The following is a 13,871-nucleotide window of genomic DNA, read 5'->3' on the forward strand; positions in this document are numbered from 1 at the left end:
CCACTTGTGATGCAGGTGTACGAGAGAATGGCGGCATGGAGATGCCGAGGAGTGAACGGTCGCAGGAGAGCCCCCAGGTCCTGGTCGTCGGGCAGGACGGAATGGCGCTCGGCGGCGGTGACGACGAGTCGCGCGAGGTGCCAGTGACAGACATGGTGGAACAGCCCGCGAAGGTCATGCGGATCGGCAGCATGATCAAGCAGCTCCTGGAGGAAGTCCGCGCGGCTCCCCTGGACGAGGCGAGCCGGGTGCGGCTCAAGAACATTCACGCCAGCTCGGTGAAGGAGCTGGAGGACGGGCTCGCCCCCGAGCTCGTCGAGGAACTGGAGCGCCTGTCGCTGCCGTTCACCGAGGAGGCCATCCCCTCCGAGGCGGAACTGCGCATCGCGCAGGCCCAGTTGGTGGGCTGGCTCGAAGGGCTCTTCCACGGCATCCAGACCGCGCTGTTCGCCCAGCAGATGGCGGCACGCGCACAGTTGGAGCAAATGCGCCGGGCACTTCCGCCGGGCGTCTCGCACGAGGACGACGAGGACGACAGCCACGGCCACGCGGCCCGCACGGGCGGCCCGTACCTGTAGGTCCCCGGTTCGGCCTGTAGGTCACCCACACGGCCTGTAGGTCACCCATCCGACGAGGGGCCCGGTTCCGCACGGAACCGGGCCCCTCGTCGTGTGCCGCCGCTCAGCTCACGGTGAGCAGGATCTTGCCGATGTGACCGCCCTCGTCCAGCGCCTTGTGCCCCTCGGACGCCTGCTCCATCGGGAGGACCCGGTCGACCACCGGACGCACCCGCCCGGCCGCGATCATCGGCCACACGTGCTCGCGCACCGCCGCCACGATCGCCGCCTTCTCGCCCAGCGGGCGGCTGCGCAGCGACGTCGCGGTGATCGCGGCCCGCTTGCGCAGCAGGGTGTTGAGGTTGACCTCGCCCTTCACACCGCCCTGCAGACCGATGATCGCGAGACGGCCGCTGGTGGCGAGCGCCTTCACGTTCTGGTCGAGGTACTTCGCGCCGATGATGTCGAGGATGACGTCCGCGCCCTTGCCGTCGGTGGCCTTGCGCAGCTCCTGTACGAAGTCCTGCTCGCGGTAGTCGATGAGGATGTCCGCACCCAGCTCGGCGCAGCGCGCCAGCTTCTCCGGGCCGCCCGCCGTGACGGCGACGCGCGCGCCGACCGCCTTGGCCAGCTGGATCGCCATGGTGCCGATGCCGCTCGCACCGCCGTGCACCAGCAGGGTCTCGCCCGGACGCAGGTGGGCGATCATGAAGACGTTGGACCAGACCGTCGCCGCCACCTCGGGCAGCGCGGCTGCCGTCACCAGGTCCAGGCCGTCCGGCACCGGCAGCAGCTGCCCGGCGGGAACGGCGACCTTCTGTGCGTACCCGCCGCCGGCGAGCAGCGCGCACACCTCGTCGCCGACCGCCCAGCCGTGCACCCCGGCGCCCAGCGCCACGATCCGGCCGGAGCACTCCAGGCCGGGGTAGCGGGACGCACCGGGCGGCGGGTCGTAGAAACCCTGCCGCTGGAGCAGGTCGGCCCGGTTGACGGCGCTCGCGGCGACCTCGACGAGGACCTCGCCCTCGTTCGGGACAGGGTCGGGGACCTCCGCCCAGACGAGGGCGTCGGGGCCACCGGGTTCAGGGATCGTGATCGCATGCATGGCGGCGAGGCTACCCCGGGTGCCTGTGCTCAGTCCGAAGGGCCTTGCGAAGAATCTTCCGAAGGGTCACGGGGGCCCGTTTTCCGCCCTACTCGGCCGAGGTGACGCGTACGCTGTGGGACCCTTCCGAGCCCTGCGACGCCCGTACGATCGTGATGAGCCGGTCGGTGAGCTGGAGCGGGCTGGCCTTCGGGTCGTCGTAACCGAGCAGCCGGTGCCCGCGCAGCACGCTCACCACCAGGTCCTCGGTTTCCCTGACGTTCTTGCCGACCTCGCTCTTTATGACCGGGCGCTCGATCAGGTCCAGGCCCGAACCCTGCTGGATCAGGTCCTCCATCACGGTGCCCGCGCTCGGGCTGAGCACCGAGAGGCCGAGCAGACGGCCCGCCGCGCTCGCACTGGTGATGACCGCGTCCGCGCCGGACTGGCGCAGCAGCGGCGCGTTCTCCTCCTCGCGGACCGCGGCGACGATCTTCGCGCCCCGGTTGAGCTGGCGCGCGGTGAGGGTGACCAACACCGCGGTGTCGTCGCGCTGGGTGGCGATCACGATCTGGCGGGCCCGCTGGAGTTCGGCCCGCAGCAGTACGTCGCTGCGCGTCGCGTCGCCCACCACACCGGTCAGCCCCTCCGCGTTGCAGGTCTCGATGACCTTGACGCTCGGGTCCACGACGACGATCTGGTCCTTCCGCAGGCCGGTGGCGATGAGGGTCTGCATCGCGGACCTGCCCTTCGTCCCGTACCCGATGACGACAGTGTGGTCTCGCAACTGGGACCTCCAGCGATTCAGCCGGAACTCTTCGCGGGTCCGCTCGGTGAGGACTTCGAGAGTGGTGCCGACCAGGATGATCAGGAAAAGAACCCGCAGCGGCGTCACGAGCAGCACATTGGTGAGCCGCGCGCCGTCGCTGTACGGGACGATGTCGCCGTACCCCGTGGTGGAGAGGGTGACGGTCGAGTAGTAGACGGCGTCGAGGAGATCTACGCCGCCGTCGGAGTTGTCGTGGTAGCCGGAGCGGTCGATCCACACGATGAGGACGGTCACCGCGAGCACCGCCAGCGCCATCATCAGCCGCTTGGCGACCTGCCGCAGCGGGCGGTCGACGACGCGCTTGGGCAGCTTCACCGGGGCGGTCGTCAGATGCTCGTCCGCGTCTCGCGCCATCGCGTCATGGCCGGGCAGTTTCACGTGAAACATCCTTCCGTGCGGGCCGGTTGTTTCACGTGAAACACCCTTCGGCCCAGGGCAGGTCGAGGATTTCCAGCTCGTCGCCGGCCCGCGCACCACCGGGCGGTACGACGGCCAGCCCGTCGGCGGCGGCGATCCCGCGCAGCATCGCCGGGCCGTTGTAGTGCAGCGGTACGGCATGGTCCGCGCCGGTGGGGCTGGTGCGGTGGGTGACGGGCACGAGCCGGGTCGAGACGGGGTGGCCGGGGATCTCGTCGCGGACCGGCGCACGGTACGGCTCGGGGGCCGGCCGGTGGGCGAGTGCCCGCAGCAGGGGTTCGGCCAGCGTCAGCAGTCCGGACACGGCGGCGAGGGGGTTGCCGGGCAGCCCCACCAGATGAGTGTCGGGGGCGAGGCGGGCCAGCAGCATGGGGTGGCCGGGGCGCACGTCCACACCGTCGACGAGGATCTCGGCTCCACTCTCGGCACCGCTCTCAGCACCGCTCGCGGCGGCCTTCGCGGCCGCCTTCGCGAGGAACGGCCGGACGTGGTCGACGGGTCCTGCGGCAGTGCCGCCGGTGGTGATGACGACGTCGGCCTCGGAGCCGAGCACCGCCTTGCGCAGTGCCTCCGGGTCGTCACCCAGGCACCGGGTGTCCAGGACCTCGGCGCCCAGTGCGCGCAGCCAGGGCGCGAGGAGCGGGCCGAGCGCGTCGCGGACCATGCCGTCGTGGGGCAGCCCCCCGGCCAGCAACTCGTCGCCCAGGATCAGTACTTCGACCGTGGGCCTGGGGACCGTCAGCAGTGCGTCGTAACCGGCGGCAGCGGCGAGACCGAGGACGGCCGGGGTCACCACGGATCCGGCGGGCAGCAGGTGGTCGCCGGTGCGGCACTCCTGGCCCCGCGGGCGGATGTCCTGACCGGGGATCACCTCACGCTGGGCGTACAGCCGCAGCTTGACCTCGTCGGCGCGGGCGTGCTCGCTGCGGATGACGGCGGTCGCCTCGGCGGGGATGCGGGCGCCGGTGGCGATGCGCACCGCTTCGCCGTCGGTCAGCGGGTCGGGGGCGGCGCGGCCCGCGAGGATGCCCGTGCCCTCGGGGAAGGACCAGGGGCCGGGGCCCGCGACGGCCCAGCCGTCCATGGCGGAGGTGTCGAAGGACGGCAGGTCGGTGAGCGCTTCGAGGGGCTCGGCGAGGACCTGCCCGAGCGCCTGGCCGAGGGGTACGCGGCGGGGGCGCGCCGGAGCGGTGCGCCCGGCGCGGGCGGCGGTGGCACGGGCTTCGGCCCAGGCAGCGGCGGCGTGGTGCGCGGGGGCGGCCGGGGTGGTGCGGGCGCCGAGTCCGTGGTCTGCGGGGTCCTGGGCTCCGGCGGCGGGGGTTTCGGCTGCCGGTGCGGGAACGGCGGGCTGGTCGCGAAGGTGGTCACGGGACTGCCCGCGTGGTTCGCGGGGCTGCTCGCGGGACTCGCGGGGGCGGTCGTGGGGCTGCTCGCGGCTGACCAGAGCGAGGGCCTGGTCGACTCCGTCGATCTCGTGGTCGGTGTCGCTCATGCGGTGCCGCCCCCGTCTCCGGAGGTCTTGTCGGAGGTTTCCGCCGCCCATCGGGCCGCGAGGGCGGTGGCCTTGCGGACGGCTTCGGCGACGGCTTCGGGGGCCTCGCCTCCGGCCCGCCCGGCGGCGTACCCGACCAGGAACGTCGTCAGAGGGGCGGCGGGTCGGGCGACGCCGTGCGCGGCGTCGCGCGCGAGGTCGAGGAGGAGGGGGGTGTCGACGGCGAGGTCGAGGCCGAGTTCGTCCTTGACTGCGGTGATCCATTCATCCAGCACGTGCCCATGCTCCCTGATGCGGGCACGGGCTGCGGCGATGTTTTCCCAGGTGTCGCAGTCGAAGGAGGCGAGGGGAGCGGCCGTGGTCACGCGGGCGAGGGCGAGTCCGGCGGTGAGCAGCCGCAGCGGGAGCCCGGCCGGGGACCCGTACTCGGCGTCCAGCAGGGCCAGTTCGCGGCGCAGCGGCTCCGCACGGTAGACGGCGACCAGGGGCTGGTCGCGTCCGCCCGCGTCGACGAGCAGCGCGGCTTCCGCGTGCGGATCCGATTCCAGCGTGGCGACGAGCGTGTCCACCGTCACCCGGTCGATGAACGGCAGGTCGACGGAGAGCACGACGACGAGCGCCGTCCGGGTCTCCCGCACCCCGGCGGCGAGCGCGGCGAGCGGCCCGCCACCCGGCGGCTCCTCGCGCGTCCAGGCCACCGGCCGTGCGGTGGCGCGGCGGCCCCCGACGACCACGGTGGCCCCGGCCCCGCCACAGGCCGTCAGCACACGGTCGAGCAGGGGCCGTCCGCCGACCCGCACGGCGGCCTTGTCCACCCCGCCGAGCCGTCGCCCGGCCCCGCCGGCCAGCACGACGGCGTCATACGCATGGGCACTCATGCCCCCGAGTATGTATGGGCCTTCGTCGCGGCCGGAGGCGAGGGGAGCCGCCCGGAGCGCCGGAACCGCGCCCAGCGCCGCGCCCGGCGCCTCAGAACGTGCGCAGCAGCAGCGCCGGGTGCTCCACGCAGTCGGCGACGTACCGCAGGAAGCCCCCTGCGGCGGCGCCGTCGCAGACCCGGTGGTCGAAGGTCAGCGACAGCTGAACGACCTGGCGCACCGCCAACTCCCCTTCGTGCACCCAGGGCTTGGGCACGATGCGGCCGACACCGAGCATCGCGGCCTCCGGGTGGTTGATGATCGGCGTGGAGCCGTCGACGCCGAACACTCCGTAGTTGTTCAGCGTGAAGGTGCCGCCGGTGAGCTGGGCCGGGGTGAGCCGGCCCGTCCTGGCCGCCTCGGTCAGCCGTACGAGCTCCTCGCCCAGCGACTCCACGTTGCGGGTGTGGGCGTCGCGGACGACCGGGACGACGAGACCGCGTTCGGTCTGGGCGGCGAACCCGAGGTGCACCTCGGGCAGGCGGACGATCTCCCGGGCCTCGGTGTCCACGGTGGAGTTGAGCTCCGGGAAGCGGGCGAGGGCCGCCGCGCAGATCCGGGCGAGCAGTGCCAGGACCGACACCTTGGGGCCGCTGCCCACGCTGTTCATCGCCGCACGGGCCGCCATCAGCTCCGTCGCGTCGGCGTCCACCCAGCAGGTCGCGTCCGGTATCTCGCGGCGGCTGCGGGACAGCTTGTCGGCGACAGCGCCGCGCACGCCCTTGAGGGGGAGGCGCTCGGCAGTCGCGGCGGAGGCGGCTCGCGCGGGAACCGGGGCAGGGGCGTGGGCGGCCTCCGGCGGCCGGATCGCCCGCTCCACGTCGGTACGGAGGATGAGCCCCTCGGGTCCCGACCCGTCCAGCTGCCGCAGATCGACGCCGTTCTCGCGCGCCAGCCTGCGTACGAGAGGAGAGATCACCGGCACGGGCCCGGCCGGGGGTACCGCCGGGGTGGCGGGAGCCGCTGGGACGGCGGGAGCCGCTGGGGCGGCCGACGTGGCCCGCGTGTCCCGCACCACACCGTTGGTGCTCCGCGCCCCGGGACGCACCCGGCGGCGGCGTGCCGCCGGAGCGGTGGTGCCGTATCCGACCAGCACGTTCCCCGACCCGGAATCACCGTCACCGGCAGCGCGACCGTTACCGGCAGCACGACCCTCGCCGACAGCGCGACCCTCGCCGGCAGCGGCACCGTGCTCGGCAGGCCCCGGGCTGCCACCCTCTGACGCCGCCGCGCCGACCGCCACCGTCAACAGCGGGGATCCGACCGGCAGTTCCGTGCCCTCCTCGCCGAAGCGGGCCGTGACCACGCCTCCGTACGGGCACGGCACCTCGACCATCGCCTTGGCCGTCTCGACCTCCACGACCGGCTGGTCGACGGCGACGACGTCGCCCACCTCCACCAGCCAGCGCACGATCTCCGCCTCGGTCAGCCCCTCACCGAGGTCGGGGAGCTTGAACTCCAGGCTCGCCATTCCAGAAACCTGTGGCATCAGGACTCCTCCCACTGGAGCCGCGCGACCGCGTCCAGCACCCGGTCCACACCCGGCAGGTGGTGGCGTTCCAGCATCGGCGGCGGATACGGAATGTCCAGACCGGCGACCCGCAGCACCGGCGCCTCCAGGTGGTGGAAGCAGCGCTCCGTGACGCGGGCGGCTATCTCGCCGCCGGGCCCGCCGAAGCCGGCGGACTCGTGGACGACGACCGCGCGCCCGGTGCGCCGCACCGAGGCGGCCACCGTCTCGTCGTCGAACGGGACCAGGGACCGCAGATCGACGACCTCCAGGTCCCAGCCCTCCGCCGTGGCCGCCTCCGCGGCCTCCATGCACACCGGCAGGGAGGGCCCGTACGTGATCAGCGTGGCGCTGCGCCCGGGGCGGCGGACGACCGCCCGGCCTATCGGCTCCACGGCGGCCGGGGCGTCCGGCGACCAGTCGGCCTTGGACCAGTACAGCCGCTTGGGCTCCAGGAAGACGACCGGGTCGTCGGAGGCGATGGCCTCGCGGAGCAGTCCGTACGCGTCCTCGACGGTCGCCGGGGTGACGACGTGCAGCCCCGGGGTCGCCATGTAGTACGCCTCGGAGGAGTCGCTGTGGTGCTCGACGCCGCCGATCCCGCCGCCGTACGGAATGCGGATGGTCAGCGGCATGGGGAGGGCGCCGCGGGTGCGGTTGCGCATCTTGGCGACATGGCTGGCGAGCTGCTCGAACGCCGGATAGGCGAACGCATCGAACTGCATCTCGACGACCGGTCGCAGCCCGTACATCGCCATGCCGACGGCCGCCCCGAGTATCCCCGCCTCGGCGAGCGGGGTGTCCGTACAGCGGTCCTCGCCGAACTCCTTGGTCAGCCCGTCGGTGATCCGGAAGACCCCGCCGAGTGCGCCGACGTCCTCGCCCATGACGTGCACCGTCGGGTCCTCGGCCATCGCGTCGCGCAGCGCCCGCTGAAGGGCCTGCGCCATGCTCGCGGGCTTCGCGGCGGGTTTCTTCCCCGCCACCGGGCCCGCCACCGTGCTGTTCATCGCCCGGCCTCCGCTTCTGCTTCCAACTCGGCCCGCAGCTGGCCCTCCTGCTCGCGGAGCTGAGCGGTCCGCTCCGCGTACACGTGGGTGAAGAGGTCCATCGGGTCGAGCACCGGGTCCGCGTTCATCCGGGCGCGGAGGTCCGCGGCCATCGTCTCGGCAGCCTCCCTGGCCTCCCGTATGCCGTCCTCGTCGAGCATCCCGCGCTCCGTCAGCTCGCGCTCCAGGAGTGCGATCGGATCGTGGTCGCGCCAGGCCTCGACCTCGGCGTCACCGCGGTAGCGGGTGGCGTCGTCGGCGTTCGTATGGGCTTCCATGCGGTACGTCACGGCCTCGACCAGGGTGGGGCCGCCGCCGCGCCGGGCGCGCTCCACAGCGTCGGTCAGCACCTCGTGCATCGCGGCCGCGTCGTTGCCGTCGACCAGGCGGCCCGGCATTCCGTACCCGACGGCCTTGTGGGCCAGGGAAGGGGCGGCGGTCTGCTTGGCGAGCGGCACGGAGATCGCGAAGCCGTTGTTCTGCACGAGGAAGACGACCGGGGCCTGCCAGACGGCGGCGAAGTTCAGCGCCTCGTGGAAGTCGCCCTCGCTGGTGCCGCCGTCGCCGACCATGGCGAGCGCCACCACGTCGTCGCCCTTGAGGCGGGCCGCGTGGGCGAGACCCACCGCGTGCGGCAGCTGGGTGGCGAGGGGGGTGCACAGCGGGGCCGTGCGGGTCTCGCGGGGGTCGTAGCCGGTGTGCCAGTCGCCGCGCAGCAGCGTCAGCGCCTGCACGGGGTCCAGGCCGCGCGCCACGGCCGCGAGGGTGTCGCGGTAGGACGGGAACAGCCAGTCCTGCTCGCGCAGCACCAGCGCGGCGGCGACCTCGCAGGCCTCCTGTCCGGTGCTGGACGGGTACACGGCGAGGCGGCCCTGCCGGGTGAGCGCCGTGGCCTGCGCGTTGTACCTCCTGCCGCGCACCAGCTCCGCGTACAGCCGGCGCATCAGGGCGGGGTCGATCCCGGCGGCGGCCCCGGTGCCGAGCACCCGGTACGGCTCGGAGTCCGGGAGCAGCGGGGCGGGGTCGGTGCGGGGCTTCCAGGCCGGGGGAGGGCTGGGCCGGTAGGCCGTGCTGCCCGGCATCTCTTGAATCGTCACGACGAACACCTCCTCGTGGGAGCGGTGCGGAACGGTCACGAGGGCGCCGGCACCCCTGGTCGGAATGTGGTGCGCCTCACCTACCGATTGTTCGGTCGTGGATGCAGTTTGGCTACAGGCGGCATCACCCTGTGGACAAACGGTTCTGCACGGCCTGGGATGGGAACAGGACGTCCATGGAGGGGAGGCGGGGGCACATGGCAGCTGAACAAATGGCCGGACCGGGAGCGGGTGTCCCCGGATCGGGTGACGGTTTTCGCGGCGAGCCCGAAGTTGTCCACAGCCCGCCGCCCCCGCCCAGGCCGCTGGACTCCATCGACAAGGACATCCTGCGCATGCTCCAGGCCGACGGCCGCGCCTCGATACGGTCGGTCGCCGAGCGCGTCCACGTCTCGCGCGCCAACGCCTACGCCCGGATCAACCGCCTCATCGACGACGGCGTGATCCGTGGCTTCAGCGCCCGCATCGACCACGAACGGGCAGGTCAGGGCGCCTCCGCCTACATCACCCTCAAGATCGTCCAGAACTCGTGGCGCACGGTCCGCGAGGAGCTGCAAGCGCTCCCGGGGGCCGCGCACATCGCCCTGGTCAGCGGCGATTTCGACGTACTGCTGCTGGTGCACACCCCGGACAACAGAACGCTCCGCGAGCTCGTCCTGACGAAGATCCAGGCCATACCGGAGGTACTGAGCACCCGCACGCTGCTGGTCTTCGAGGAGACCGACCTGGAGCCGCAACGGCCGCCACGGGACTGACCCGACCAGCACCGCGGACGGAAACCCGCAGGTCAGCCTGCCCATAGCCCGCCCATAGCCCGGCCGGTCAACCCGCCCGCAGCCCGTCGAAGGCGAGCCGTACGACGGTGTCCGCGAGCTGCTCCTGCTCCGCGGCCCCGTCGGGGTGCGGCCGGTACCACTCCACCAGCGAGTTGATCATCCCGAAGAGCAGCCGGGTCGCCAGCCGGATGTCCACGTCCGCGCGCAGGTCCCCGTCGGCCGCGGCGGCCTTCAGCAGGTCGGCGACCCGCTGGTCGAACTCGCGGCGCCGCTCCAGCGCCCACCGCTCGGTCTGCGTGTTGCCGCGTACCCGCAGCAGCAGCGTCACGTACGGCAGCTCCGCCATCAGCACCTCGACGGTGCGCCGGGTGACGTGCTCGACGCGCTCGATCGCCCGCCCGCGAACCGCCTGCGGCTCCTCCAGGGCGGCGAACAGCCCGTCCAGCGCCCGGCTGACCGCACGCCGCAGCAGTTCCTCCTTGCCGGAGACGTGGTGGTATATCGACGACTTGGAGATCCCGGCGGCCTTGGAGAGGTGCTCCATGGAGGTGCCGTCGTAGCCACGCTCGTTGAAGACGCGCACGGCGACGGCGAGGAGCGTTTCGGGCGTGTACGTGTCCCTCTTCACTGTGCCGACGCGATCACCGCTCGTGCGATCACCGCTCGTGCGATCACTGCTCCTGCGATCACCGCTCAGACGATCTGCGCTCGTACGGTCTGCGCTCGTACGGTCTGCGGTGGTCATCCCGTGGTCTCCTCTGCGGACGCGGGCGCCTCTTCGGCGTACCCCTGCCGGTAGTGCGCCAGGGACGGGGCGTAGCGCCCGGTCGGGCAGCGTGCGTGCATCGCGGTGAGCAGGTCGAAAGACCAGTCGCCGGTGAGGTCGCGGCCCCATTCCAGCGGTCCGCGCGGGTAGTTGACGCCCAGGCGCATCGCGGTGTCGATGTCCTCGGCGGAGGCGACGCCCTTGGCGACGGCGTCCAGCGCCAGGTCGACGAGCATGGCGACCGTACGGCCGACGATCATGCCGGGCACGTCGCCGATGATGCTGACGTCCTTGCCGAGCGCCTGGAAGAGCCCGACCGCCTCTTTGAGGGTGCGCTCGGTGACGTCGGCGGAGGCGGCGAGGGCGATGCGGGTGGCGGCCCGGTAGTCGAGGGCGAGGTCGAAGTAGACGACGTCGCTGTACTCGACGGAGGTGTGCCCGTCGACGGGGGCGAGCTGGCCGCCGCCCGGCAGGCCGATGTAGGGGCCGCCGGAGGTCAGCTGCTTCACCTCGATGCCGTCCGCCTCCTGGAGCATCGTGAGCACCTCGGCGGCCGGCCCGAAGTCACCGGTGACGGTGACGTGCGCGGGGGCCCCCTCGGGGGCCGCGGTGTGCGGCTCGGGCTTCGCCACGCCTTCCTCGTACGAGAACCAGCCGTGACCGGACTTCCTGCCGTGCCGCCCCGACTCCACCAGCCGCCGCTGCGGCAGCGACGGTACGAACTTGGGGCTCTGGTAGAACGCCTCCCAGACCGACCGGGAGACGGCCTCGTTGACGTCCTGGCCGATCAGGTCGGTGAGCTCGAAGGGGCCCATCCGAAACCCGCCGGACTCGCGCAGCACGGCGTCGATGGTGGCCGGGTCGGCGGCGCGCTCCTCGTACACCGCGAAGGCCTCGGCGTAGAAGGGGCGGGCGATCCGGTTGACCAGGAAGCCGGGGGAGTCGGCGCAGCGCACCGGGCTCTTCCCCCAGGCGAGCGCCGTGTCGTACGCGCGCGTGGCGACGGCGTCGTCCGTGGCGAACCCGCTGACGATCTCCACGAGCGGAAGCAGCGGCGCCGGATTGAAGAAGTGCATGCCGACGACGCGGCCGGGACGCTCCAGACCGCCCGCGACAGCGGTGACGGACAGCGAGGAGGTGTTCGTGGCGAGCAGACAGTCCGCGGCGACGAGCTCCTCAAGAGACCGGAACAGCTGCTGCTTCACCGGAAGTTGTTCCACGATCGCCTCGACGACCAGTGCGGCGCCGGAGAGGTCGCGCAGGTCGTAGACGGGGTGCAGCCGCCGGAGCGCCGCGTCGGCTTCGGCCCGGTCGAGGCGCCCCTTCTCCACCAGCCGCTCCACCCGCGCGCGTACGGAAGCGTCCGCGGCGGTGGTGCGGCCGGCGTCCGCATCAAAGAGGTGGACGGGGTGCCCGGCGAGGAGGGCGACCTGGGCGATGCCCTGGCCCATGGTCCCGGCGCCGACGACGGCGACGGTGCGGGCGCGCTCGATTGCTGTCATGCGGCCAATCCTCCCGGACGAGTTATCCACAGCTTTACGTCGGCCCCCTTGTCCCGACCGATCGTTCGGTTACTCTAGCCGTGTCCGTCCACCCGAGCCCAGTCCGAGCCCAGCTCGACGAGGAGTTGGTCCGCGAAATGCAGTCGCCCCAGAAGCTGACGCAGCTGACCGAGACCCACCGGCCCACACTCGACCAGGCCCTCGACGCGATCCGCACGCGCGCCTACTGGTCCCCGCACCCCGAGCACCCGAAGGCGTACGGCGAGAGCGCGGCGGCCGACGGCCTCGCGGCGTTCGAGGCGCTGAAGAACACCCGCTTCGACCTGGGCGAGCAGCCCGGCACGGACGGCTGGGTGGGCGGCGCCGCCTCCGAGGGCGGCGAAGTCTCCCCGTACGGCCCGGAGCTGGGCGTCTCGTACCCGCATGTCGACGTCGACGTGCTGCTGCCCGCGATGCGCGCGGGCATGGGTGCGTGGCGGGACGCGGGCCCCGAGACGCGTGCCGTGGTCTGTCTGGAGATCCTGGCCCGGATCAGCGCCCGTACGCACGAGTTCGCGCACGCCGTGATGCACACCAGCGGCCAGGCGTTCATGATGGCGCTCCAGGCGGGCGGCCCGCACGCCCAGGACCGCGGCCTGGAAGCGGTGACGTACGCCTACGCCGAGCAGACCCGCGTGCCGGCCACGGCCGACTGGTCGAAGCCGCAGGGCAAGCGCGACCCGCTCAACCTGTCGAAGGCCTTCACCGCCGTCCCGCGCGGCATCTCGCTGCTCATCGGCTGCAACACCTTCCCCACCTGGAACGGCTACCCGGGCCTGTTCGCCTCCCTGGCCACCGGCAACCCGGTCCTGGTGAAGCCGCACCCGCGCGCGGTGCTGCCGCTCGCCCTGACGGTGAAGGTCGCCCGCGAGGTCCTCTCCGAGACGGGCTTCGACCCCAACCTGGTGGCGCTCGCCGCCGAGCGGCCCGGCGAGGGCATCGCCAAGACCCTCGCCACCCGCCCCGAAATCAAGATCATCGACTACACGGGGTCCAGCGAGTTCGGCGACTGGCTGGAGGCCAACGCCCGCCAGGCGCAGGTCTACACGGAGAAGGCCGGTGTCAACACGGTCGTCGTCGACTCCACCGACGACTACAAGGGCATGCTCTCCAACCTGGCCTTCTCGCTCTCCCTCTACAGCGGCCAGATGTGCACCACCCCGCAGAACCTCCTGATCCCGCGCGAGGGCATCAGCACCGATGCGGGCCCCAAGTCGTACGACGAGGTGGTCGGCGACCTCGCGAAGTCGGTCGGCGGCCTGCTCGGCGACGACGCCCGTGCGAACGCGCTGCTCGGCGCGCTGGTCAACCCGGACGTGAAGTCCCGCCTGGAGGCGGCGGCCGGACTTGGCGAAGTCGCCCTCCCCTCAAGGGAGATCAGCAACCCGGACTTCCCCGGCGCGACCGTCCGCACGCCCGTCATCGTCAAGCTGGACGGCGCGAAGCCGGACGCGGAGGCGGCGTACCTGTCGGAGTGCTTCGGCCCGGTGTCCTTCGCCGTCGCCGTCGACTCCACGACCGACGCCCTGAAGCTCCTGCGCCGTACGGTGCGCGACAAGGGCGCCATGACGGTCGGTGCGTACACGACCTCCGCGGAGGTGGAGCGCGCCGTCGAGGAGGTCTGCTGGGAGGAGTCCGCGCAGCTCTCCCTCAATCTGACGGGCGGGGTGTACGTCAACCAGACCGCCGCGTTCTCCGACTTCCACGGCTCCGGCGGCAACCCGGCCGCGAACGCCGCACTGTGCGACGGCGCGTTCGTGTCGAACCGTTTCCGGACGGTGGAGGTACGCCGCCAGGCCTGACGGCGGCGTACGGACTCAAGACGGATGCCGTGGC

General features: G+C 72.4%; 12 protein-coding genes. 3 read left to right on the forward strand and 9 right to left on the reverse strand.

Annotated features, from left to right (window positions below):
* Positions 1-35 precede the first annotated feature (35 nt).
* On the forward strand, positions 36-578 hold the full coding sequence (locus AB0D18_RS05055; protein ID WP_362412938.1) for a bacterial proteasome activator family protein: 543 nt from the start codon (positions 36-38) through the stop codon (positions 576-578).
* Between the two features lie 103 nt (positions 579-681).
* On the opposite strand, the gene AB0D18_RS05060 is transcribed toward AB0D18_RS05055, so the two are convergent.
* The 7 genes from AB0D18_RS05060 to pdhA form a co-directional block, all read right to left on the reverse strand.
* Entirely contained in the window at positions 682-1,662 is a 981-nt protein-coding gene (locus tag AB0D18_RS05060; RefSeq protein WP_362412941.1) for an NAD(P)H-quinone oxidoreductase, read from the reverse strand.
* A gap of 88 nt (positions 1,663-1,750) precedes the next feature.
* Complete coding sequence (locus tag AB0D18_RS05065; RefSeq protein ID WP_362412944.1) at positions 1,751-2,857, reverse strand: potassium channel family protein; 1,107 nt, start codon at positions 2,855-2,857, stop codon at positions 1,751-1,753.
* A 22-nt stretch (positions 2,858-2,879) separates the two neighbouring features.
* Complete coding sequence (locus AB0D18_RS05070; protein WP_362412947.1) at positions 2,880-4,379, reverse strand: molybdopterin molybdotransferase MoeA; 1,500 nt, start codon at positions 4,377-4,379, stop codon at positions 2,880-2,882.
* Positions 4,376-5,257, reverse strand: a complete 882-nt coding sequence (locus AB0D18_RS05075; RefSeq protein ID WP_362412950.1) for an NTP transferase domain-containing protein — start codon at positions 5,255-5,257, stop codon at positions 4,376-4,378. The genes AB0D18_RS05070 and AB0D18_RS05075 overlap by 4 nt, the downstream gene beginning before the upstream one ends.
* A 91-nt stretch (positions 5,258-5,348) precedes the next feature.
* The gene (locus AB0D18_RS05080) at positions 5,349-6,767 is read right to left on the reverse strand and encodes a dihydrolipoamide acetyltransferase family protein (RefSeq protein WP_362413425.1); all 1,419 of its coding nucleotides are present in this window, start codon (positions 6,765-6,767) and stop codon (positions 5,349-5,351) included.
* A gap of 17 nt (positions 6,768-6,784) precedes the next feature.
* Positions 6,785-7,816: an alpha-ketoacid dehydrogenase subunit beta gene (locus AB0D18_RS05085; RefSeq protein ID WP_362412953.1), complete on the reverse strand. Its 1,032-nt coding sequence runs from the start codon at positions 7,814-7,816 to the stop codon at positions 6,785-6,787.
* Complete coding sequence (pdhA, locus tag AB0D18_RS05090) at positions 7,813-8,952, reverse strand: pyruvate dehydrogenase (acetyl-transferring) E1 component subunit alpha (protein WP_362412956.1); 1,140 nt, start codon at positions 8,950-8,952, stop codon at positions 7,813-7,815. Before pdhA ends, AB0D18_RS05085 begins: the two co-directional genes overlap by 4 nt.
* Before the next feature lie 176 nt (positions 8,953-9,128).
* On the opposite strand from pdhA, the gene AB0D18_RS05095 reads away from it, so the two are divergent.
* Complete coding sequence (locus AB0D18_RS05095) at positions 9,129-9,707, forward strand: Lrp/AsnC family transcriptional regulator (RefSeq protein WP_362412959.1); 579 nt, start codon at positions 9,129-9,131, stop codon at positions 9,705-9,707.
* 67 nt (positions 9,708-9,774) lie between these two features.
* Here AB0D18_RS05095 and AB0D18_RS05100 read toward each other — a convergent pair whose 3' ends face one another.
* Complete coding sequence (locus tag AB0D18_RS05100) at positions 9,775-10,356, reverse strand: TetR/AcrR family transcriptional regulator (RefSeq protein ID WP_362412962.1); 582 nt, start codon at positions 10,354-10,356, stop codon at positions 9,775-9,777.
* 113 nt (positions 10,357-10,469) lie between these two features.
* The gene (locus tag AB0D18_RS05105) at positions 10,470-11,996 is read right to left on the reverse strand and encodes a 3-hydroxyacyl-CoA dehydrogenase (RefSeq protein WP_362412965.1); all 1,527 of its coding nucleotides are present in this window, start codon (positions 11,994-11,996) and stop codon (positions 10,470-10,472) included.
* A 137-nt stretch (positions 11,997-12,133) separates the two neighbouring features.
* Between AB0D18_RS05105 and paaN the strand changes: the two genes are divergently transcribed.
* Positions 12,134-13,837, forward strand: coding sequence for a phenylacetic acid degradation protein PaaN (gene paaN / locus AB0D18_RS05110; protein ID WP_362412968.1), 1,704 nt, complete (start codon positions 12,134-12,136; stop codon positions 13,835-13,837).
* Positions 13,838-13,871 lie beyond the last annotated feature (34 nt).

This window comes from Streptomyces sp. NPDC048442 (assembly GCF_040651475.1).
Classification (GTDB): domain Bacteria; phylum Actinomycetota; class Actinomycetes; order Streptomycetales; family Streptomycetaceae; genus Streptomyces.